At 64.6% G+C, this 23,435-nt stretch carries 15 protein-coding genes; 3 read left to right on the top strand and 12 right to left on the bottom strand.

The genetic code is table 11. From position 1 onward, the window contains the following. Positions 1–281: 281 nt before the first annotated feature. The 5 genes from H2LOC_RS19620 to H2LOC_RS19600 form a co-directional block, all read right to left on the bottom strand. Positions 282–764, bottom strand: coding sequence for a F0F1 ATP synthase subunit B family protein (locus H2LOC_RS19620; protein WP_136494359.1), 483 nt, complete (start codon positions 762–764; stop codon positions 282–284). 10 nt (positions 765–774) lie between these two features. After that, positions 775–1,392, bottom strand: coding sequence for a F0F1 ATP synthase subunit B family protein (locus H2LOC_RS19615; RefSeq protein ID WP_136494358.1), 618 nt, complete (start codon positions 1,390–1,392; stop codon positions 775–777). Positions 1,393–1,493: 101 nt separating this feature from the next. Further along, entirely contained in the window at positions 1,494–1,715 is a 222-nt protein-coding gene (locus H2LOC_RS19610) for a F0F1 ATP synthase subunit C (RefSeq protein WP_136494357.1), read from the bottom strand. Between the two features lie 49 nt (positions 1,716–1,764). After that, positions 1,765–2,529 (bottom strand): F0F1 ATP synthase subunit A, encoded by a 765-nt coding sequence (locus H2LOC_RS19605; RefSeq protein WP_136494356.1) that lies wholly within the window; start codon positions 2,527–2,529, stop codon positions 1,765–1,767. A gap of 51 nt (positions 2,530–2,580) precedes the next feature. Further along, positions 2,581–2,925, bottom strand: coding sequence for an AtpZ/AtpI family protein (locus H2LOC_RS19600; protein WP_136494355.1), 345 nt, complete (start codon positions 2,923–2,925; stop codon positions 2,581–2,583). Between the two features lie 381 nt (positions 2,926–3,306). Between H2LOC_RS19600 and H2LOC_RS19595 the strand changes: the two genes are divergently transcribed. Beyond that, a complete protein-coding gene (locus tag H2LOC_RS19595) occupies positions 3,307–4,548 on the top strand; it encodes an argininosuccinate synthase (protein ID WP_136494354.1) in 1,242 nt (413 codons plus the stop codon). A gap of 78 nt (positions 4,549–4,626) precedes the next feature. Continuing rightward, entirely contained in the window at positions 4,627–5,967 is a 1,341-nt protein-coding gene (locus H2LOC_RS19590; RefSeq protein ID WP_136494353.1) for a TAXI family TRAP transporter solute-binding subunit, read from the top strand. Positions 5,968–6,006: 39 nt separating this feature from the next. Here the strand turns inward: H2LOC_RS19590 and H2LOC_RS19585 are convergent, their stop codons facing one another. From H2LOC_RS19585 to H2LOC_RS19560, 6 genes are all read right to left on the bottom strand, one after another. After that, positions 6,007–7,293 (bottom strand): M16 family metallopeptidase, encoded by a 1,287-nt coding sequence (locus tag H2LOC_RS19585; RefSeq protein WP_136494352.1) that lies wholly within the window; start codon positions 7,291–7,293, stop codon positions 6,007–6,009. 138 nt (positions 7,294–7,431) lie between these two features. Continuing rightward, positions 7,432–8,769, bottom strand: a complete 1,338-nt coding sequence (locus H2LOC_RS19580) for a M16 family metallopeptidase (protein ID WP_136494351.1) — start codon at positions 8,767–8,769, stop codon at positions 7,432–7,434. Positions 8,770–9,154: 385 nt separating this feature from the next. Then, positions 9,155–9,766 (bottom strand): phosphatase PAP2 family protein, encoded by a 612-nt coding sequence (locus tag H2LOC_RS19575; RefSeq protein WP_136494350.1) that lies wholly within the window; start codon positions 9,764–9,766, stop codon positions 9,155–9,157. Between the two features lie 1,053 nt (positions 9,767–10,819). Next, positions 10,820–13,027 (bottom strand): 3-hydroxyacyl-CoA dehydrogenase NAD-binding domain-containing protein, encoded by a 2,208-nt coding sequence (locus tag H2LOC_RS19570; RefSeq protein ID WP_136494349.1) that lies wholly within the window; start codon positions 13,025–13,027, stop codon positions 10,820–10,822. Positions 13,028–13,184: 157 nt separating this feature from the next. Then, the gene (locus H2LOC_RS19565; protein WP_136494348.1) at positions 13,185–14,393 is read right to left on the bottom strand and encodes an acetyl-CoA C-acetyltransferase; all 1,209 of its coding nucleotides are present in this window, start codon (positions 14,391–14,393) and stop codon (positions 13,185–13,187) included. 76 nt (positions 14,394–14,469) lie between these two features. Then, positions 14,470–16,263 (bottom strand): acyl-CoA dehydrogenase C-terminal domain-containing protein, encoded by a 1,794-nt coding sequence (locus tag H2LOC_RS19560; protein WP_136494347.1) that lies wholly within the window; start codon positions 16,261–16,263, stop codon positions 14,470–14,472. A gap of 681 nt (positions 16,264–16,944) precedes the next feature. Between H2LOC_RS19560 and H2LOC_RS19555 the strand changes: the two genes are divergently transcribed. Then, positions 16,945–22,005 carry an SEL1-like repeat protein gene (locus H2LOC_RS19555; RefSeq protein WP_136494346.1) on the top strand — a complete coding sequence of 1,687 codons (5,061 nt, stop codon included), beginning with the start codon at positions 16,945–16,947 and terminating at the stop codon, positions 22,003–22,005. Between the two features lie 140 nt (positions 22,006–22,145). On the opposite strand, the gene trpB is transcribed toward H2LOC_RS19555, so the two are convergent. Continuing rightward, positions 22,146–23,408 carry a tryptophan synthase subunit beta gene (gene trpB, locus H2LOC_RS19550; RefSeq protein WP_136494345.1) on the bottom strand — a complete coding sequence of 421 codons (1,263 nt, stop codon included), beginning with the start codon at positions 23,406–23,408 and terminating at the stop codon, positions 22,146–22,148. Positions 23,409–23,435: the final 27 nt, after the last annotated feature.

The following is a 23,435-nucleotide window of genomic DNA, read 5'->3' as shown; positions in this document are numbered from 1 at the left end:
GTCGTCGAATTGGCTCGAACACATAATATCGGAACGCGCTCCGCAAAGGCGGGGATGTTCCGATAGGAACGCGCTCCAACCATTTGATCTGGCGCGTGGTCTTATCGACCGACGACTCGTGCCCTTCGAACGGTCCCTCAAAGACGAAAAGCGCCCGCCGGCTTTATGGGCCGCGGGCGCCTTTTCTATTTGGGATTTCTGGAGCGGAATGTCTTCCAACTCCGCTGGGCAGAACAATGTCTCGCCTCCGGAACCCAAGGGTTCCAGGGCGGAACACCCCCTCAGTGCGCCGTAAGGGAACGCAATTCGCGAATGCCGTCGGCGACGAAATCCTTGCCGCCGTTCACGCCGCCGCGCAGCACAGCCTCGGCGACCCGGCTGGCGGTGTCGGCTGCAGCGGAGCGCACCTCGGCGATGGCGGAGGCTTCCGCCTGGGCGATCTTGTCCCTGATCTGCTTTTCGCCGCGAGCGACGAATTCTTCGAGACGCTTGCGGGATTCAGCAGCCATCATATCCGCTTCCGCCCGGGCGCTGGCGACGATGGCGGCCGCCTCGGCTTCGGCTTCGGCGCGCTTCTTCTCGAAGGAAGCCAGCAGGGCCTCGGCTTCGGAGCGAAGCTTTTCGGCTTCAGCGAGTTCGTTGCTGATCCGGTTGCTGCGCGCGTCCAGCGCGCCGATCAGCTTGCCCGGGGCGCCGACCTTGAACAGAACCGCGAGAAAGAGGCCAAAGCCGGCCAAGACGAAGAGTTCGGCGTCCAACATAATCCTCTTCTCCTCAATGGCCCTTGGGCAGATCGCGATAGGCCGCCGCTATGACATTGGCGTCCACATGCGCGCCGGTCAGCTTGGCGATGATGGCCGCGGCCGCGTCCTTGGCCAGGCTCTCGACATGGCTCAGCGCCTCCGCCTTTTCGGCGGCGATGCGCGATTCTGCGGCGGCGAGCTCCTCGGCGAATTTCTTTTCCGCGTTCGCCCGCAGCGCGCCGACTTCAGCGCCGATTTTTTCCTGGCCTTCCCGGCCGATAGCCTGGGCTTCTTCCTTTTTGGCGCGCAGCGTCGCGTTGTTCTGGGCGTCGGCGGCATGGGCTTTCGCCTGCAATTCGCGCGCGGCGTCGAGGTTGGAGCCGATCGTGTTCTCGCGATGGGCGAGAATGCCGGCGATACGCGGCAGCGCGATGCGCGACATCAGCACGTAAAGCAGACCGAAAACCAGCACGAGCCAAACAAGCTGGTGCTCGAAATTCGCGGTCTCGAAGGGTGGAAAGGCGCCGCCTTCGTGAGCCCCGCCATGGGCCAGCGTTCCGGCTGCGCCCGCGTGCTCTTCATCGCCGGCGACGGCGTGGTTTTCGTGAGTCGCTTCTTCGGCTGCGACGGCGGAAGAGATGATCGCCATGACGGCTCCGATAACTTATGCGGGCGCTGCTCGCGCGTGAGCGCGCCTCGTTGCGCGTGATCAAGAGCTCCGGCCCGGCGAGAACCGGGCCGGATGAAAACTCACTTGAGATAGAGCAGGATCGCGATGAGGAACGCGAAGATGCCGAGACCTTCGGCGAGAGCCGCGCCGATGATGGCGTTGGTGAACTGGCTCGCGGCGGCCGACGGATTGCGGAGCGCGCCATTGACGAAGTTACCGAAAATGATGCCGACGCCGATAGCGGCTGCGCCGGTGCCGATGGCGGCGAGACCCGCGCCGACGAGTTGAAGTTCAGTAGCCATTGTCATCTCCTGGCAGGAATGTGGGCGACTATTTATTGTTGGGTGTTTATCAGTGGCCCGGGTGAATTGCGTCGTTGAGGTAGACGCAAGTGAGAACCGAAAAGACGAACGCCTGCAGGCAGGCGACCAGCAGTTCGAGAGCGTAGAGCGCGGTGATCGCGATTAGCGGAACCGGCGAAAGCGCGGCCCAGGCTCCGGCGCCCAGCAGCATCGCGACGAAGCCGCCGAACACCGCGAGCGTGATGTGCCCTGCGAGAATGTTCGCGAAGAGACGAACAGAGAGCGAGATCGGCCGCGAGAGGAAGGAGATGATTTCGATCGGAACCAGCACGACCAGAACGGGGGCCGGAACGCCGTGGGGCACGAACAGCTTGAGGAAACCCAGCCCGTTGCGCCAAAAGCCATAGGCGACGACGATCGCGAGCACCAGGAGCGCGAGCGAGAAGGTCACAATGATCTGGCTGGTGACCGAGAAGGTATAGGGCACCAGGCCGATCAGATTGGAGATCAGGATGAAGGCGAACAGACTGAAGACGAAGGGGAAAAATTTCATGCCCTCTTCGCCGGCCACCTGGCGCACCATATTGGCGACGAATTCGTAAAGCGACTCGGCGGCGGCCTGACCGCGCCCCGGCACCAGCGACTTTTTGCCGGTGGCGAATATCATCAGCAGCACGACGCCGAAAGCGGCGGCCAGCATATAGGCCGAGGCGTTGGTGAAAGAGACGTCGACGCCGTAGACGTCATGCTTCCAGTAACGCAGAAGCTCGAACTGCTCAATCGGATTTGGCTTCGCCGCAGTCTCAGGATTCATCGCCACCCGGCCCTTCGCATCGCTAAGGCCCCGGAACGCGCCGGCGCCTGTTCATGAGTTCTCTTCCCGCGACGACCCTTTGCGGGCCGCCATGCGATAGATGTTCCAGAACCCGGCCGCCGTCCCCAGCCCCAGAAAGAGGACCAGAAGCCACGGCCTCGTTCCCAACCACGCGTCGCCCTGCCAGCCGATCAAGGCGCCGACGACCACCGCCGAAACAAATTCGGCGAAAACATTGAGCCCGGCGCTGATCGCGCGCCCGAAGCCTGCGCCGCGCGGGGATTCCGCGTCTTTTTCTGCGGCTTCGCGCTCGTCGCGGGCTCGAAGCGCCCTGTCGAGCCTTTCGAGTCGCGCTCTCAGAGCCGCCTCGTCTTCGTTTTGCTTGCGCTCGCTCATCGGTAAAATCCCTGCCCGCATTTGGTGCGGAGCTCCGTCTGACGAGCGGATTTATAGGGCGTGAAGCGGGAAAACGACAGACTTGGCCGAACCCTCGTGCGAGGGCCTCTCCGAGCCGGGGCGCAACATATTGTTGCGCTACAGCGAAGTCAAGGCGTGCAACGCCCCGGAATTGCGTGTTTTCGCCATCCGGCCTTCGTCCTCCGCGGCGAGCGCGACATGCTGCGGCTGCGCAGAAAGGGGCGGGCCGGACCGTCGGCGAAGCTCGGCGGCCGCGAGTAGAAGGCCCGGCGACTTTTCCCCCGGCGCAGCGGCTTGCGCAAGCGCGCCTTGTCGCTATAGTCGCGCAGCTTTCGACGCCGCTTCGAGACAGAGCCCGAAATGACCTCCAGGAAAAAAGAAATCAATCGCGTCGTCCTCGCCTATTCGGGAGGACTCGACACCTCGATCATTCTGAAGTGGCTGCAGACGACCTATGGCGCGGAAGTGATAACCTTCACCGCAGATCTCGGCCAGGGCGAGGAGCTCGGGCCGGCGCGCGCAAAAGCGGAGCTTCTGGGCGTCAAGCCGGAAAACATCTTCATCGAGGATCTGCGCGAAGAGTTCGTGCGCGATTACGTCTTTCCGATGTTCCGCGCCAACGCCCAATATGAAGGGCTGTATCTGCTCGGCACCTCGATCGCGCGCCCCCTGATCGCCAAGAAGCAGATCGAGATCGCCCGCAAGACCGGCGCGGACGCCGTCTGCCACGGCGCCACCGGCAAGGGCAACGATCAGGTGCGCTTCGAACTCGGCTATTACGCGCTGGAGCCCGACATCGCCGTGATCGCTCCCTGGCGCGAGTGGGATCTGACCTCCCGCACCGCCCTGATCGAATTCGCCGAGAAGAATCAGATCCCGATCCAGAAGGACAAGCGCGGCGAAGCGCCCTTCTCCACCGACGCCAACCTTCTTCACGTCTCCTCGGAAGGCAAGGTGCTGGAGGACCCGGCCCAGGAGGTCCCGGATTACGTTTATTCCCGCACCAACGACCCCGAGAAGGCGCCCGATACCCCGCAATATGTCACGATCGATTTCGAGCGCGGCGACGCGGTGGCCATCGACGACGAGAAGCTCTCCCCGGCCGCTTTGCTGACCAGGCTGAACGAACTCGGGCGGCTGCACGGAATCGGCCGGCTCGATCTCGTGGAAAACCGCTTCGTCGGCATGAAGTCGCGCGGCATGTACGAGACCCCCGGCGGCGCGATCCTCCTGGTCGCCCATCGGGGCATCGAGAGCCTGACTCTCGACCGCGGCGCCGCCCATCTCAAGGACGAGCTGATGCCGCGCTACGCCGAGCTGATCTACAACGGCTTCTGGTTCGCGCCGGAGCGCGAGATGCTCCAGGCCGCCATAGACAAGAGCCAGGAATTCGTCACTGGCCGGGTGCGGCTGAAGCTCTACAAGGGCAGCGCCACGCTGGTCGGCCGCGAAAGCCCCTACTCCCTGTATGATCAGGAGCTGGTCACTTTCGAGGAAGGCGCCGTCGCCTACGACCACCGCGACGCCGAAGGCTTCATCAAGCTGAACGCGCTGCGCCTGCGCACGCTGGCCAAGCGCGCCGCCAGGGGCGGCAAAAAGTAGCGCCTCCGGGTCTGGCCATTAGTCCGCCGCGATTCCCGCCCAATATTAGTCGAGGGCGAGGGAGTTCGGGTCGGCGCGATGGGAAAGACCGTTCTGGCGGTGGTGGCGGTGGCGATGGTCGCGCTGGGAGGCGCGGCTGCCGCCCTCTATCTCCTCAACCGGCCGGAGGTCCTTCACGTCGCCGTGCCTTCGATGGTCGAGGACGTCCATCTGATGGCCTCCGCCGAGCATGTCTTCAATCATCAGCATGAGCAGATCCGCCTGCGCATCGTGCCCGTCGAGGACTCGGCCTCGGCGGCGACGGCGCTGGAATCGGGCGCGGCCGATCTCGCGGTCATGCGCAGCGACATCGCGCTCACCTCGAGCGCCCAGACTCTGGCCATACTCCACCGCAACGCCATTCTGCTGATCGCGCCCGGCGGCACGAAACTGCGCCATGTGGGCGATTTGCGCGGAAAGCGCATCGGCGTCGTCCATGAGGTCCGCTCCATGGACCCGAATGCGCGCCTGCTCGACGCCATCCTCTCACAATATGAGATATCGCCGAAGGCGGTCACAATGGTTTCGCTGTCGCCCGGCGAGGTGCGGGCGGCGGTGGAGACAGGCCGGGTCGACGCCATATTCGCGGCGATCGCGCCCCAGAACGGCCTCGTCAACGAAATCCTGGGCGCCATCGCCTCGGTGTCGCGCAAGCCGCCGGTCTTCATCCCGATTTCCGAGGCCAAGGCCATCGCCAAGCGTTTTCCCGCCCTGGAGCCCTATGAGATCATACAGGGCGCCTTCGGCGGCGACCCGCCCCGCCCGCAGGCTGCCATAGACAGTCTCAGCGTGAGCGCCCTTCTGGTGGCGCGCGGCTCGCTGCATGATTCGCTGGCGGCCGAAGTCACCCGCCTGTTTTTCTCCCATCGCGGCGCCATCGCATTGACGGCGCCGCTCGCAAATTCGATCGAGGCCCCCTCGACCGACAAGGGCAGCGCCATTCCCGTGCATCAGGGCGCGGCCGACTATCTCGACGGCAACGAGCGCGGCTTTTTCGAGCGTTACAGCGATCTGTTCTATATCGGGGCGATGCTGCTTTCGCTGATCGGCTCGGGAGCTGCGGCGCTGGCGAGCCGCTTCAACACGCATGCGCACGAGCGCAGCGAGCAACTGACGGAAAAACTCCTGGAAGTGCTGCAGACTGCGCGGGCGGCGGCGACTCCGACGGAACTCGACGATCTCGAGCGGCAGGTCGACGAGGTGCTGACCAATACGCTCGGAGACCGCAGGCTGCGGGGCGTGGAGGCGCCGGGCCTGCATCTGATCACGCTCGCGCTCGATCAGGCCCGGCGGGCGATAGAGGAGCGGCGCCTGGCCCTCACGCGAGGCCGCGAGGTCGTGAATTTTCCCTCGGCGCGAAATCTTCCAGTGGTGAAATAGTCCGCCCGCCAAGTTCCCAACAAGCGGGCGGCTGGAGAATTAAGCGATCCCCACCGGCCGGCCGGCCATCGCCACCAGCAGCTTGCCGTCGCCGAGCAGGCGACGGGCGGCGCGGCGGGCGTCGTCCAGCGTCACCGCCTCGATTCGCCGGTTGCGCTCGTCGAGGAAGCTCGGCTCGCGCCCGTCGAGCTGAAGGCTGACGAGCTGACTCGCGATCTTGGTCGAAGTGTCGAAACGCAAGGCGTAGCTGCCGGTCAGATATTTCCTGGCCTTGTCGAGTTCGTCCTCGGTCGGGCCTTCGCTCGCCAGCAGGCGGCACTGCTCCTCGATCACCTCGAGCGTTTCCTTGGCCCTGTCGTTCTTGGTGCCGGCGCCGCCGAGCAGCGTGGGACAATGATCGAACTCGTGGAGCTGCGAAAACACCGAATAGGCGAGACCGCGCTTCTCGCGCACCTCGTTGAACAGGCGCGCGGTGAAGACGCCGCCGCCGAGAATGTGATTGGCGACCACGGCCGCGAAATAATCGGGGTCGGCCTTGGCCATTCCGGGCCGTCCGAAGCGCATCGTGGTTTGCGGCACGTCGAGATCGATGATGCGGCGCTCGCCGACGTTCTGGGCCACGATGTCGGGTATCGCGATGAGATCGGGGCTTTCGCGCCAACCGCCGAAAATAGCGTCGAGCCGCGCCGCCAGCGTCGCGGCGTCGATCGCGCCGACGACGGCTATCTTGAGGTTTTTCTTTGCGAAAACCCGGGCCCGCATGGCCTCGAGGTCGTCGCGCGCCACTCTTTCCAGCGTTTCGATTTCCCCGCGGGTGGCGCGGCTGTAGGGATGGCCCGGAAAGGCCGCCTCGCGGAACGCCTTGGCCACCATGGAGTCGGGGTCGTTGGCGTCGCGCCTGATGCCGGCGGAAAGCTGGCTACGCACGCGGTCGACCGACTCCTGGTCGAAACGCGGTTCGTTCACGGCGAGCTTCAGCAGTTCGAAGGCCTTGTCGGCGTTGCGGGTCAGGGTCTGGAAATGGCCCGAGATCGCATCGCGGTCGGCTCCGAAGCCGATATGCACTGCAAGGTCCTCGACGGCCCGATGGAAGGCGCGCGAATCATGGGGACCGGCGCCCTCGTCGAGCAGGCCGGCGAGCATGGTCGCCAATCCGTCTTTGCCGGCCGGGTCCTGGGCGCCGCCGCCGCGCACCGAAAACTCCAGCGCCACCAGAGGCACGGCGTAGCTTTCCACCAGCCAGGCCTCGACGCCCGAAGGCGTGACGACGCGTTGAACGTTTTCGGCCCTGGATTTGGGGGATTCGAGCGTGTTGTAAGCATTCATCGGAATGTTCCGGTCGGCCGTCGGCCGCGTTGCTGGAGGGTTTTCGAGCGAAGTGGATAGCGCTTCGCGAAAAGAAAACCCGTCAATCAGGGAATTCGGAGAAGTTGCAGTTCAGCCAAAGCCGCAACTTCTCCGGGATCAGGCTGCGGCGGTCTCTTTGGGCAGAAGAAAGCCGGTGACGGAGCGTTTCTTGTCGAGCCATTTTTGCGCCGCGGCGACGATCGCATCGGCGGTCACGGCGTCGATCCGGTCGGTCCAGCTCGCCACGTCGCCGACTCCGAGGCCAGTGGCGAGAGCTTCGCCATACCAGCGCGCGAGCGACACCTGGCTGTCCTGGGCGTATACCGCGTCGGCGATCATGCGGGTCTTGGCGCGCTGCAGGTCTTCCGCCTTCAGCTCCGAGGACACGAAGCGCTCCAGCGCGCGATCCAGCGCGGCGTCCAGATCCTCCAGCGTAACGCCTTCGGCGGGGGTCACGAAAATATAGAGCCGCGTGTCGTCCAGCGCCGTTCCCATATAATAGGCGCCGGCGGATACGGCGAGCTTCTCCTCGCGAACCAGAGCCTCGTAAAGCACGCTGGCGGGGCCGCCGCCGAGGATATGGGCGAGAAGATCGAGCGCTTCGGCCTCGCCGGGCGCGGCCGTGCTGTAGGAAGGCACGACGAAAACCCGCTCATGGCCCGGCTGCTCGACTTTTTCGTCGGCCAGCATGACCCGCCGCTCCGCCCTCGCCGGAGGCTCCTGCGGACGGGCGCGCAAGGGGGCTTCGGCGCGCGCCGGAATCCTGCCATAGGTCTCCCTGGCAAGCCGTTCGACGGTCTCGGCGTCGACGTCGCCGGCGACGACCAGAATGGCGTTTTCCGGCGTGTAGAAGCGGTTGTAATAGTTCAGCGCGTCTTCCCGCGACAGGCTCTCGATCTCATGGCGCCAGCCGATGATCGGCGTGCCATAGGGATGATGGCCGAACAGGGTCGACTGCACGGTTTCGTCGAGCTCGGCGCTGGGATCGTTGTCGACCCTCATATGGCGCTCCTCCAGCACGACCTCGCGCTCCGGGCCCACCACCTCGTCGGTGAGGACCAGATTGGTCATGCGGTCCGCCTCGAAACCCATCAGCGTGGCGAGGTGCTCCTTGCCGATCCGCTGGAAATAGGCGGTATAATCATAGCTGGTGAAAGCGTTCTCCTGGCCGCCGAGTTCGGCGACGAGATTGGAGAAGGCGCCCTGCGGATGCTGCTTGGTTCCCTTGAACATCAGATGCTCGAGGAAATGCGCAATGCCGGATTTGCCCACCGGATCGTCGGCCGAGCCGTTCTTGTACCACACCATATGCGTGACGACCGGGGTGCGATGGTCGGGGATCACCACGACATCCATGCCGTTGTCGAGCTTTGCATGGGCCACGGCGGACGCCCCATGGGCCGAAGCCGCCGCCCCTGGAGTCAAAGCTGTATTCGCCGTCGAGGAATTCGACATGGTCGCCTTTCTTCGGCCGCCGGCCGAGACAAATGCTTTGGCGCTTTCCGCCCGCTCCGCGGGCCTGCCGAGGCAGGACAGGCACGAAGCGTGCCTCGCGCCCCCATCCCGAAGGACGCAATGGGGATCATCGCGAGCGAGCGCGTTCGCGCCGAATCAGCAAATCAAAGCGCTTCCCGCCCAAAGCCGCAAAGGCTCGCGCGCGAATGCGCCTAGTCCAAGCATCTCTATATAGGGAGTGTAACGGCTCTTGTCAGGGGCCGTCTTCGGCCGCGCGGACAAACGCCCGATGGCGCGGCTGTGGCTGGAAAGGGCCGATGCGGGGCGGTTTCCCCTGCCCCTTTCGGCGCAAATCGCGCCGACGGCTGAGAACTATTCCAAAGCTTCAGAAATAGGCGATCAGGGTATTGGAGAGCGGGACGCCGAGGCACACGCCGAACAGGACGCCGGCGGCGACGTCGCTCGGATAATGATGGCCGGTGGCGATCCGCGACCAGGCCATGCAGCAGGCCATGACCACGGCCGAGAACAGCATGGCGGGCCAGAGCAGAACGATGGGCGCAAGCACCCCGGTCAGGGTCATGGCGTGGCCGCTCGGAAAGGAATGTTCGTCGAGCGTAGGCAGCAGCGAAGGCAGGCGCGGATCGACCTTGAAAGGCCGCAGCCGTTTGAAGCGCTTTTTGACCAGCGGATAAATGATATGCATCAGCGCAGCGTTGAGCGCCGCCAGGGCGATGATGCGCCGGGCGTCCTGCCACTCCCACTGGGCGAAGATCAACGCCGCGAGAAGCGGGTAGATCCAGCCGTTGCCGAGCTTGCTCACTGCGATGGCGAAGTTTTTCGCGAGCGGACGGGCGGCGGCCGACGCGCTGATCGTTCTCACGGCGCGAAGGTCGAGATCGGCGAATTTCGCGGCCCAGATCGAAAGGCGTACGCCGAGCGGCGAAAGCCCCGAACGATAAGAGAGGCGCGCTGTCGAAGAGAGGGGATTGGGCATGAACGTCATGTCTGGAACAGTAGGCGTCTCACGCAACGCTTTTGTGCCGCTTATACGTCGTTCAGATGACGCAGATCATAACAATTCCATGACGTTGCTTGCGTTTTTGAGTCAGGAGGAAGCAACCGGAGCCGGCGCAAAAACCGTTTTTCGGTCGGCAAGGCTTCCTTAACGGAGGGCTCCGCCCGAATCGGGCGCTCCCGATTCGGACCGGCTTCGTTCATGTTTGGGGCCGGGATTCTTATTTTGAGACCGAGCGCGCGAAGGGGCGGTTAAGCGGGGGTTAGGGTTGGAGGAGGGCGGCAGCCGATACCGAGATATAGTTCCTTCCGCGGAGGAGGACGGCATGCCAGCCACGCTCAGATATCCCTGCAACGCGGTTATCCGGGTTCGACGAACAACGTCCTCAACCGCTTCGCCGACCGACCCTCTCGCCCCGCCTTTATCACTTCGACTGTCTCAGGCCTTGAGTCGGCTTCGGATCAAAAGCGGCATCGGGGCCTCATGCTTCTTAAAGTGATCCCCTTGGCGAGGCTCTTTGGTTCGTGCCTATTCTATTTGCTCCTCAGGCAATATCTCGGGATGATTTTCGAGCTCTTCCTCGCGCCAGCGGCTCGCTTTGTAATCAGGATAAGCGGGAAGCCAGACCATAGTCCGTTTACCGCTGGGAGGACCATCAACACGGTATTCCAAATGCGACGTACGATTTGGCTTTCTGATCGAGGCAGCCACAACCTCCGCAAGAGTCAGATTCCGGCAGACCAGTCTCTGTAAAATTATCACAACCTCAGAATTACTCAGATTCCCTGCCAAGCGCTTTCGGAAAACGGTATCGAAGCCGCTTGTGATTTCTATAATCCAGTACTTTTTGCCACGGCAAGGCATTATATTAACTGATACCCCTCTGCAGCTATATCTGGAACATGAATTTCCTCGAAGTGATCCGCATGCAGCGAAAACTCGCGTCGTGCAGGAACCTGAACCGTTCCCGATTTACCAAAAATAGATACGAGCTTGCGGCGCTCGAGAAAACTCCCAAGCGCCGCGCGCAGATTACGCCGCCGCCGCCTTTTCGCCCTTGCGGCCGTAAAAACTCTGGCCCTTCGCGGCCATGTCGCGCAGCAGTTGCGGCGGCGAGAACCGCGGCCCGTATTTGGCCGCCAACCTATCGCACAGCTCGACGAAAGCCTGCGCGCCCATGCCGTCGATGTAGGACAAAGTTCCGCCGGTGAAGGGCGCAAAGCCGAAGCCGAGGATCGAGCCCACATCGGCCTCGCGCGGATCGGTCACAACATTTTCGGCGATGGTGCGCGCCGCTTCCACAGCCTGCACGGCGAGGAAGCGATGCTTCAATTCCTCGACGTCGATCGTATCGGGATCGAGCTTGTGTTCGGCGAGTTGCGACAGGCCCGGCCAAAGCGTTTTCTTTCCGCCCGCGGGATAATCGTAAAAGCCTTTGCCGTTCTTGCGCCCGAAGCGCCCCTGTTCTTCCACCATGAATCCGAGCGCGCGCTCCTGCGCCGGATCGGAAGCCGCTTCGCCGAGGTCTTTCTTTGCGGCGACGAGAATCTTCCAGGCGAGATCGAGCGCGATTTCGTCGTTGAGAGACAGTGGCCCCACCGGCATACCCGCCATGCGGGCGGTGTTCTCGATCATGGCCGGAGGCACGCCCTCCAGCAGCATGATGTGCCCCTCGCGCACATAGTTCAACACACAGCGGTTGGCGAAGAAACCGCGCGTGTCGTTGACGACGATGGGCGTCTTTTTGAGCAGCCGCACATAATCGAAAGCTGCGGCGAGCGCGGCGTCGCCGGTCTCCTTGCCGAGGATGATTTCGACGAGCAGCATTTTCTCCACCGGCGAGAAGAAATGAATGCCGATGAAATTTTCCGGGCGAAGCGAGGTCTGCGCCAGCGAAGTGATCGGCAGCGTGGAAGTGTTGGAGGCGAAGATCACGTCCGGCCCCACCACTTCCTGCGCGCGCCTGGTCGCTTCCGCTTTAACGGCGCGATCCTCGAACACCGCCTCGATGATCATGTCGCAGCCCTTGAGCCTGCCGTAATCGGGCGTCGCCTCGATGCGGGCGAGCAGGGCTTCCTTGTCGGCGGCCGTTGCGCGGCCGCGCGAAACCTGACCGGATATGAGCTGGTCGCAATGGGCCTTGCCCTTGTCGGCGCTTTCCTGGTCGCGATCGATCAGCACGACCTCGAGGCCGTTGACGGCGCTGACATAGGCGACGCCCGCGCCCATGAAACCGGCGCCGAGCACGCCGATTTTCTTGAATTTTGTCGGCGGGACTTCTTTCGGCCGATGCGCGCCCTTTTCCAATTCGCTCTTGGAGAGGAACAGCGAGCGGATCATGGCCGCGGCTTCCTTCGAGCGCAGAATATGGGCGAACCAGCGCGCCTCCACCGTCAGCGCCTGGTCCATCGGCAGCTGCAGGCCCTCATAGACACTGTGCAGGATCGCCTTGGCCGCCGGGTAATTATCCATGGTCTCGCGGCGATAGATGGCGTTCGCCGGCATCCAGACCATCATGCCGCCGGGAGAGAACACCTTGCCCGAGGGGTTCTTGAATTCCTTCTGGTCCCAGGGCGCGACGCCCTTGCCGCCTGCGGCGATCCAGGCGCGGGCGCGGGCGACGATCTCGGACTGCGGCGCAATCTCATGGGCGAGGCCGGCGGCCTTGGCCGCCTTGGCCTTGATCTGCTCGCCCTTGAACAGAAACTGCAGCGCGTCTCCCGTATGCAGCATGCGCGCGATTCGCTGCGTGCCGCCGGCGCCGGGGAACAGACCGACCTTGATCTCCGGCAGGCCGACCTTGGTCTTGTCGTTGTCGGCGAGGACGCGGTAGTGACAGGCGAGCGCCAGCTCGAAGGCGCCGCCGAGGCAGACGCCGTCGATGGCGATGGCGAAAGGCTTGCCGCAGGTCTCGAGCCGGCGGTAGAGCTGCGAAAGCCGGCGCGCGCCCTCGAAAAACATTTCGGCCGCCGCCTCTTCGCCTTGCTCCTGCCTCGCCTTTTCATAGGCGGCCGAGCTGCGCTGGAGCATGGAGAGATCGGCGCCGCCGGAAAAAGAGCTTTTGCCGGAGGCGATGACGCAGCCCTTTATCGAGGGCTCGTTCGCGACTCTTTCCACCGCCTGCGCCAGTTCATCGATCACCTCCTCGGTGATGACGTTCATGGAGCGGTCCGGCATGTCCCAGACCAGCAGCGCGATGTCGTCGGCGCCGGTTTCGAACTTGAAATTACGGAGATTCATGGGGTTCTCCCGTTGAATTGAATCGAGGGCATCTTGCTCATCCTTCAAGACGCCCGCTCCGCGGGCTCGTCAGGATGAGGAGCTGGGCCCCGTTTATTCCCACTGTCCCTCGCCCTGAGGAGCCCGCGGAGCGGGCGTCTCGAAGGGCGCGTCGGCGCTAAACCCGCTCGATGATCGTGGCGGTGCCCATGCCGGCCCCGATGCACAGCGTCACCAGGGCGGTCCGCTTGCCGCTCCGCTCCAATTCGTCGAGCGCGGTTCCCGCCAGCATGGCCCCGGTGGCGCCGAGCGGATGGCCGAGCGCGATGGCGCCGCCATTGACGTTGATCTTGGCGGGATCGAGATCGAAGGCCTGCAGATAGCGCAGCACAACGGCCGCGAAGGCCTCGTTGACCTCGAAGAGGTCGATGTCGGAAAGCGACATCTTCGCCCGCGCCAGCAGTTTTTTCGTCACATCCACCGGGCCGGTGAGCATCATGGCCGGCTCGGAGCCGATATTGGCGAAAGCGCGTATGCGCGCGCGCGGCTTGGCGCCGATTCGCTCGCCGGCTTCCCTGGAGCCGATCAGCACCGCGGCCGCGCCGTCCACGATCCCCGAGGAATTGCCGGCGTGGTGCACGTGATTGACGTTTTCGATCTCGGGATGAGCCTGAACCGCCACGGCGTCGAAGCCGCCCATCTCGCCCATCATCACGAAGGAGGCTTTCAGGGAAGCGAGCGACTGCATGTCCGTGCCGGGCCGCATGTGCTCGTCGCGATCGAGGATGGTCAGGCCGTTGACGTCCTTCACCGGCACGATGGATTTTTTGAATCTTCCCTCGTCCCAGGCCTGCGCCGCGCGCTTCTGCGATTCGACCGCATAGGCGTCGACGTCGTCGCGGCTGAAGCCGTATTTGGTCGCGATGAGATCGGCCGAAACGCCCTGAGGCATGAAATAGGACGGAATGGCGACGGCGGGATCGACCGGCCAGGCCCCGCCCGACGCCCCGATGCCGATGCGGCTCATGCTCTCGACGCCGCCGCCGATGGCGAGATCGTGTTGGCCCGACATGATCTGCGCCGCCGCGAAATTCACCGAATCGAGGCCGGAAGCGCAGAAGCGGTTGATCTGCACGCCGGGAACGGTGTTCCCAAACCCGGCCGCGATCGCGCTGGCGCGGGCGATGTCGCCGCCCGCCTCCCCGACCGGATCGACGCAGCCCAGAATGACGTCGTCGACCTCCGGTCCTTCGAGGCCGTTGCGGGTCTTGATCGCCTGGAGCGCCGTGACGGCGAGGCCGAGCGTCGACACTTCGTGCAGCGATCCGTCCGGCTTGCCGCGTCCCCGCGGCGTGCGCACTGCGTCATAGATGTAAGCTTCGGACATGAAACTCCCCGTGGATCGTCGTTATGGCGAAGAACGCCTTGAGGCCGCGCAGGCGCGCTGAAGAAGCAAAGCGCGATCAAAACATTTCGGCGTCCAGCGACATCATCGTGTCCGCTCCCGAAACGATGCGCGCGAGACGAAACGCCGTTTCGGGAAGCATGCGCTCGACGAAGAACCTGCCGGCGATCAGCTTCGCCTCCATGGCCCTGGCGGACGCAGGATCGCGCTGCGCCCCGGCGAGGGCGGCTTTGGCGATCCGCGCCCACATGTATCCCAGCGCGACCCGCCCGAAGAGATGCATATAGTCATAAGAGGCCGCGCCGGCATTGTCGGGCTTGGCCAGAGCGTTCTGCATCAGCCACGCCGTCGCCTTCTGCAGATCGCCCAGCGCGGACTGAAGTCCCTGAACAAACGGCTTCAACGGCTCGTTCTCGCCATTGGCGGCGATGAAGGCGGAAATTTCCTTGAACCAGGCCATCGCGGCCCGGCCGCCGTCCTTGGGCAGCTTGCGCCCCACGAGGTCGAGCGCCTGGATGCCGTTGGCGCCTTCGTAAATCATGGCGATGCGGGCGTCGCGCACGAATTGCTCCATGCCCCATTCGCCGATGTAGCCGTGGCCGCCGAAGACCTGCATCGCCTTGACCGCGTTCTCGAAACCGACGTCGGTCAGCATGCCTTTCAGCACAGGGGTCAGCAGGCCGAGCCGATCCTCCGCCGCCTGGCGCGCTGTCGGGTCGGACGATCGATGCGCCACGTCGCTGTCGAGGGCGGCGCTGAGCGCGAGGCCGCGCGCAGCTTCGTTGAAGGAGCGGATTTCGAGCAGCATCCTGCGGATGTCGGGATGCACGATGATGGGATCCGCGCTCTGCGCCGGATATTTGGGACCGGAAAGGGACCTGCCCTGCAAGCGCTCGCGCGCATATTGCGCGGCGTTCTGATAGGCGATCTCCGATATTGAAAGTCCCTGCACCGCGACGCCGAGCCGGGCCTCGTTCATCATCACGAACATGGCGTTGAGCCCGCGATTGGCTTCGCCCACGAGAAAGCCCGTCGCGTCGTCGTAGTTCATCACGCAGGTGGAATTGGCGTGAATGCCCATCTTGTGCTCGATCGAGCCGCAGGACACGTTGTTTCGGGAGCCCAGCGAACCATCGCCGTTCAGGTTGAACTTGGGCACGATGAACAGCGAAATGCCCTTCACGCCCGCAGGCGCTCCCTCGATCCGCGCAAGCACGAGATGAATGATGTTTTCGGCGAGGTCGTGCTCGCCCGAAGAAATAAAGATCTTCTGCCCGGTGATGGCGTAGCTCCCATCGGGACGGGGCGCAGCCCTGGTGGTGAGGAGCCCGAGATCGGTTCCGCATTGCGGCTCGGTGAGGTTCATGGTGCCGGCCCAGACTCCGGACGCCATCCTGGGGATGAATATGCGCTTCTGCCGCTCGTCGCCATGTCGCAGCAGGGCGGCCATCGCCCCCTGGGTCAATCCGGAATACATCGCGAGCGACATATTGGCCGAGGTCGCGAATTCGTTGATGAGCACTGTCAGCGTATAGGGAAGGCCCTGCCCCCCGTATTCGGTCGGAATCGAAAGCCCGATCCAGCCGCCGTCGGCGAGGGATTTGTAGGCCGCCTTGAAACCCGGCGGAGTGGTCACGCTCGCGTCGTCGAGACGCACGCAACCTGCCCGGTCGCCGATCTGGTTCAAGGGCAGCGTCACTTCCTCGAAAAGCTTCGCCGCCTCGCCGAGAATCTGGGAAAGCATGTCGACGGTAAGGTCGCCGAAGCCCGGCAACTGGCCGTAACCGTTGAAATCAAGAACGTCGTCCAACAGAAAAACCGCGTCGTCCACCGGGGCCTTGTAGATCGGCATTGCGCCCTCCAGTAGCGTGGCGGCCGCCGCTGCGAGGCAGGGCGCTGCTGTCGCACGACGGCCGATGCCGCTATTATCTAGTATCGTGCCTTGCCCTAGCTAGAGAGGCCCGCGCTTCGACGCAATAGGCGAGTTCGCGGCCCGCCCGCGCCTCCTTGGAAATCGCGGAACATCTCCGGCAAGCCCGATTCGAAGACGCCGAATCCGCGCCGGGACCCCCGGCTGCGACGAAACGGTGCTGCGCTTTTTCGCAGAAACGTCTTGTCGGTAATCCTAGAGCCTGCTTTGTATTTTGATGTCGCGATTCGCTGTTCGAGTTCACTCCGACGTCGCGCGATTCTCTGCTCCGGCCCGGCCCGTTCGGCCAGCCCGCCAGACGGCGGCATATTGTCCCGCGTCAAGCGTCCAGCCCTGTCCTTATCGAACGTCGTTCGTGCGTAAACGAATGCGCGGGCGGTCGCCTGCGCCGAAGCTGCGGCGATAGCGCCGGCGAGAAGGTAAATATGAACACAGGCTTCATAAATCCCCGTTCGGTTAACTTCCTGTTTACCCTGATTGACGGAAAGTCGCGTTCAAAGGCCGTCACAGGCCGCTAGTGCCGCGCGATGTTCCCCGCGCCCGCGTCAGTCTCGAGCTTAATCATCCAACTCCCCATCAGGGCCTGACCCGGCGGATGCCCACATGATCAAGGCGCTTTCCCGCAAATTCAAAAATTCCGGCGAGGACTCGCGTCAGGTTCGGCGCGCCGAAGCGCGACGCTTCGAGAACGAGCGCGATGGACGGCGTGACGATTGGCGCGACGAACGCCAAGAGGCCGACCTCGAAACCGCCTCCGAAGATCGTCTCGTAGAAGACGAATTCGAGGAACGCCGCCACGCTTCGGCGTCGAGGCGCCGCGACCGTCGGCGCGAGCGCGAGCCCGAATTCGATTCGCAGCCCCCCCGCTGGCGCGACCAGCCGAGACGGCCCGAGCCGAAGATCGATCCGGACGAGATCGCGGAAAGCGCCGCCGCCCTGGTGACCCGCCGCGTCGCGGCCAGCGAGCGCCATACCGCCAGGGCCCTGGAAAACATCGCAGAGATGATCGAGACCACCCAGCGGCGGTTCGATCCCGGCGCCATCGACGACGCCGTCGCCTCATTCGAGCGCCGCGCCGCGCAGAACGAGCGCCGGACCGCCGAAGCGCTGGAGAACATCGCCGATCTCATCGAAAACAGCGCGCAAAAGCGCCCGAAGGAAACGGAAACGCTCGACGTGCTCGTCGAGCGGCTGGGCCGGATCGAATCGAAGATCGCCGCTCAACCGGAGCAGGGCAATTCCCGCCCGATTCGCAGCGCGTTGGCGCGGCTCGAATCACGGATAGACCGCCTTTCCAACGACGGCCGCGGCACCGATTTCGAGGAGGCTATCTCCGGCCTCGACAAGCGGCTCGCAGCCATAGCCTCCAGGCTCGACGCCGACGCGCGGGAAAGGGAGGCCAAACCGGCGAGCGCCGGTTCCGAACCGGCGGAGCGCGGACCAACGCCGCAGGAGCCCCCCAGGGCCGCCGTCGATCCCGCCCCGCTCGGCGCCGCCGCGCGCCATAAGCGGCCGCTCGCCGACGCGATCGCCGAGATCGCCAGCCGCCAATCCGAGCTCGATGCAGCGGATGCGCCCGCCGCGCCGCCGAAGAAAGACGTCGAAGAAGCCCCCTCGCCCGACCCCCGGCTCGCCATCGAGCGTCTCGAGAACCTGCACGCGGCGGTCGACGCCGTGGCCCGAAGGCTCGAAGCTCTCCAAAGCGGCGAAGGCGATCGCGCCGATCAGCAGCTGGTGCTGATGCGGCAGGTGGACAGCCTGCGCCGCCAGATCGAGGAAAGCGCCCGCGGCGAGACGCCTGCGATCGCACACCGCTTCGATCAGCTGGGCAAAACGGTCGCGCTGGTTTCCGATCAGATCGAAGGCCTCTCCCGGAAGGAGCATCCCGCGATCGTGCGCCGCTTCGACCGGCTGGGCGAGACGATCGATTCGCTGTCGCGTCACCTGCAGGACTTTTCGACGCGGGAGGACTCGTCCGCCGAGCGCCGCTTCAGGGAACTCGGCGAACAGGTCGAGACGCTTTCGCGCCAGGTCGAATCCGCCCTGCAATCGGATCAACCGGCCAACGCCCGGCGTTTCTCGCAGCTCGCCGGGCTCATTGAAAGCCTCGGCGACCAGATTTCCGCGACGGCGCAATACGATCACCCGGCGCACACGCGCCGCTTCGCCGGGCTCAGCGAGCAAGTCGACGAGCTTTCGCGTCGGGTCGAAGACGCCTTGCGCGTGGAACATCCGGCCACGGCCGAACGCTTTGGACGGCTCGGCGAGCAGTTCGAAAGGCTTTCACGCCAGATCGATCAAAACGCGCATAAGGAAAATCCCGAGGCGGCGCGCCGATTCGATCAGCTCGGCGATTCGGTGCATTCCCTTTCGCGCGAGATCGCGGGGGTTCATCAGGAGATAAGTCAGAACGCCGATCGCCAGGAGCGCATCTCGAAGGACGTCGAGCGCCTGCGCGAGGAGATCGAGTCTCTCTCCGGCGCGCTGCGCGATCTCGCCCCGCGCGCCTCCACCACCGCCATCGAGTCCGCAGTTCACGAACTTCTTCACCGGATCGACGCCCAGCGCGACCGCGGAGTAGGAGAAGCCGCTCTCGCTCCGGTCGAGAGGCTCGCCGGCGAATTGCGCGCCGTGATGAAAGATCTCGATCCGTCTCCGCTCGTCGGCAATCTCTCCGCCGACGTGCGCGCGATCGCGCAGCGCCTCGAGAACATGCCGTCGGCGAGCCCGGCGGACGCGGCGACGCTCGGCCAGCTCAGCCGCCAGACTCTGGAGATCAAGGAGCTTTTGGGAGCCCTCGCTTCGAGGCCCCTGCCGCTCGAAAAACTGGAAACCCGGCTGTTCGACCTCACGCAGCGCGTCGACGGCCTGTCGATCGCCGCCGGCAGGGGTTCCGGCAAGGAAATCGACGAGGTGGTCAAGGCGATCCGCTCGATCGTCGCGGCGGAAACAGGGAACAGCCTCAACGCCTTCAACCACCGGCTCGAGAAGCTTTCCGGCAAGCTCGAGGAAGTCGCGGCGAAAAGCGGCGCCAAGCGCTTCGACCAGATCGACGCGCGCATCGAGACCATGCACAAATCGCTGGCCCAGCGCATCGATCGCGGCATGGCCCAGCAGCAGACGGCGAACGCCGCCTCGCTCGAGAGCCTCGTGGCGTCGCTCGCGAAAAAGATCGACTCCGCTCTCGATAACAAGAACCACAACCCCGCCTTCGAGGAGCTCGGGCGCAAGATCGAGAAGCTCGAGGCCAGAATTCAGGACCCGGCGGCGGCGCAGTCCATCGCCCGCATCGAACGCCTTCTGTCCGGCCCGGATCACGAAGGGCACTTCAAGGAGCTGGCGCACCGGATAGACAATATCGGCAAGACGCTGACGACGCGCTACGAGCAGGACGGCTTCGCCCACAGCGCCGTGGACCTCAGCCACATAGAGGATCTCGTCCGCCGGCTCGGAGACCGCATCGACGCCGCTTTGGAGCCCGAGGCCGGGCGCCGCGACATCGAGCAGCTCGAACATCAGGTCGAACAGCTCTCGCAAAAGCTGGACAAGATCGGCGATATTTCCTCGGCGCGCGGCGAAGGATCTGTCTACGACGCCTTGCCTCTTTCGCAGTTCGAAGAGATATCGGACCGAATCGACTTCATGCACAACGCCCTGGCGGCGCGCATCGAAGCCGGCGCCCGCTCGCGCGAGGATATCAACCGCGCCCAGATGGCCGATCTCGTCGAGCAGGTGACGCGCAAGGTGAACAGCGCGCTCGAGCCCAACGCCGACGCCGCCGTTCTCCTGTCGCTCGAAGGCCAGATCAAGGAATTGTCGCAGCGGCTCGACCGCAAGGACGGCAATGGAGCGGCGCTGGCCTCGATAGAGGGCAAGATCGCGGAACTGTTCTCCCGCATCGAGGAAACCCGCATCGGCGCGACCGACGCCGCCGAGGCGGCGGTGCGGAGGGCGACGCTCGAAGTATTGCGCGAGGCTTCGAATATGGCCGGCGCCCTCAATCCGGCCGCCCGCAAGGAAATCGAAGACATCCGCCGGGTGCAGGACGAAGCCGGCGCGAGGACGCACGAAACCCTGTCCGCGGTGCATGAAACCCTGGAGCGCGTCGTGGATCGCCTCGCGATCTTCGAAGACGAACTCACCGAAATCCGAAGCGCGCCGCAATTGCGCAGTCCTGCGCCCGAAGCCGCCCGCCCGCGGGAGGCCGCGCGAGGATCAGGCGCCGGGGAAGCTCGTTCCTCCTATCAGAAGCGCATAACGGAGCCTTCTTTCGACGCGCTCGAGCGGCCGATCGAACAGCCGAGCATGCGCCGGGGCCGGGATGTCGAGGACGTCGACTTCGATTCGCTGCGGCAGGACTCCGCTCCTTTCGCGCCGCGGGGCGAAAGCACCCAGTCGGCCTTCATCGCCGCAGCCCGCCGGGCCGCGCAGCAGGTCGCATCGGAGGCGAGCGCCGAAGAAGCGGCGCGCAGGAAAGCGCCCAGGCAGTCGAAGCCGGTCGAGGCCGAAAACGAAAAGAGCGCGGTCCTCGCCGGCGTCGGAGCGACGCTCGCGGCGCGCAAGCGTCCGATTCTCCTCGGCCTGACGGCTCTCGTCATGCTGGTGGGCGCCTATCAGATGGCCCATCATGTCAAACTCGCGACCAAGCATGGGGAGACCGGCGACGCGCGTTCCATCGGCGAAACCGGCGGAACCGCCGAGCTCGCCGCCCCGCAGCCCCAGATCGCGCCTTCCGAGCCGGCGCCGGCCGCGGAACCGCAAAAGGCCAATCCCGCCGCCGCGGCCGGATCTTCGATCCCCCAGCTCGCGAGCCCAAATTCCACCCCCGCGGGAACGGCCGCGTCCTCCCCGCTCGGCCTTGCGCCGATCGGCCCCTTCCCGTCCGGCCCCGCCATGGCGCCGCATCCGGCTGCAAAGCCGGCCGCCGGCGTCGACACCGCGCCGGTCGGCGCGATCAGCCATTCCCCGCAGGAGACCGCGGCCGCCATCAAGGCGCTCGCCGCCACCGGCGACGCCGCCGCGCAATATGAGCTCGGCTCCCGCTATGCGGATGGCCGCGGCCTGCCGCGCGACAACAAGGCCGCGGCTGAATGGTTCCAGAAGGCGGCCGAACAAGGCCTTGCCCCGGCGCAATACCGGCTGGGCTCATATTACGAGAAGGGCATAGGCGTCGAGCGCGACTACACCCGCGCCCGCAAGCTCTATGAGCAGGCGGCGGAGGCGGGAAATGCGAGGGCGATGCATAATCTCGCCGTCCTCGCCGCCGAAGGCAATGACGGGAAGCCCGACTACGGCGTCGCCTCGGACTGGTTCCGGCGCGCGGCCGAACTCGGCGTCCGCGACAGCCAGTATAATCTCGCCATCCTCTACGCCCGCGGCCTCGGCGTCGGCCAGAGCATGACCCAATCCTATCTATGGTTCTCGGCTGCGGCGCAGCAGGGCGACGCCGACGCCGCCAAGAAGCGCGACGAGGTGGCTTCGCGGCTGGATTCCAAGGAGCTTGCGGCGGCCAAGGCGCTGGTGGACGGTTTCAAGCCGCGCCAACCCAAGCGCGAGGCCAATGACGTGGCCCCGCCCAGGGCGGGTTGGGAAAGCCTGAAGGCTCCCGATCTGCCTCCGGTCCCGAAGTCTTCGAGCATAAAGCCGAAGATGTCGCAGCTCTGATACGGCTTCCGCGAGACCGTTTCGCGATCCGCGGAAACGAGACCGCCTCAAAAAAGCGCCTCCGCCTCGTATTTCGAAGCGGAGGCGCTGGCGTAATCGCCGCGGAGAGCGAGGCGGGAGTTTCCTTCCCGGCTTCGGCCTCACATTCCGCCGAGGACCTCGGCGACGGTGAAGATGTCCTTGTCGCCGCGGCCGCTCAGGTTCATCACCATCAGATGGTCGCGCGGCTTTTTGGGGGCGAGTTCCAGCACCTTGGCCAGAGCATGGGAAGGCTCCAGCGCGGGAATGATTCCTTCGAGGCGCGAGCAGAGCTGAAACGCGTCCAGCGCTTCCTTGTCGGTGGCGTTGAGATATTTCACCCGCCCCGTCTCGTGCAGCCAGCTGTGCTCCGGTCCGATGCCGGGATAATCGAGGCCGGCCGAGACCGAATGGCCTTCGAGAATCTGGCCATCGTCGTTCATCAGCAGATAAGTGCGGTTGCCATGCAGAACGCCGGGCCGGCCGCCGGCGAGCGAGGCGGCATGGCCGTTCGGAACCTCCAGGCCATGGCCCGCCGCCTCGACGCCGTAAATTTCTATGTCGGGTTCGTCCAGAAAGGGGTGAAACAGGCCGATGGCGTTGGAGCCCCCGCCGATGCAGGCCACCAGCGAATCCGGCAGACGGCCCTCCATCTCCTGCATCTGGTCGCGGGTCTCCTTGCCGATGATCGACTGGAGATCGCGCACCATCATCGGATAGGGATGCGGCCCCGCCGCCGTGCCGATGCAATAAAAAGTGTCGGCGACATTGGTCACCCAATCGCGCAGCGCCTCATTCATCGCGTCCTTGAGGGTGCGGGCGCCCGACTGCACCGGCACGACCTCCGCCCCCAGCATCTTCATGCGGAACACATTGGGCTTCTGCCGTTCGACGTCGACCGCGCCCATATAGACCACGCATTGCAGTCCGAAACGCGCGCAGGCGGTCGCCGTCGCGACGCCGTGCTGGCCGGCGCCGGTTTCGGCGATGATGCGCTTCTTGCCCATGCGCCGGGCGAGGACGATCTGGCCGAGGACGTTGTTGATCTTATGCGCGCCGGTGTGGTTGAGCTCCTCGCGCTTGAAAAAGACCTTGGCCCCCATGCCCTCGCCGGCCTTCTCCCGCAAATGCTCGGTGATGCGCTCGGCGAAATAAAGCGCGCTGGGACGGCCGACATAATGCTTGTGGAGATCCTGCAGTTCGGCGTGGAAAGCCGGGTCGGCCTTGGCTTCGCCGTAGGCGCGCTCGAGAGCGAGCACCAGAGGCATCAGCGTTTCGGCGACGAAGCGGCCGCCGAAAATGCCGAAGCGGCCGTTTTCGTCTGGACCATTGCGGAAGGAATTAGGCGCGAATTGGTTCACCGGGCGTTTCCTCGGGAAGGGCATGTGTCGCGTTTATGTAGCCTTTCAGCG

This window comes from Methylocystis heyeri (assembly GCF_004802635.2).
In the GTDB taxonomy this organism is placed as follows: Bacteria; Pseudomonadota; Alphaproteobacteria; order Rhizobiales; family Beijerinckiaceae; genus Methylocystis; species Methylocystis heyeri.
The sequence above is the reverse complement of the archived record's forward strand: the minus strand, read 5'-3'. Positions and strand labels throughout refer to the sequence as shown.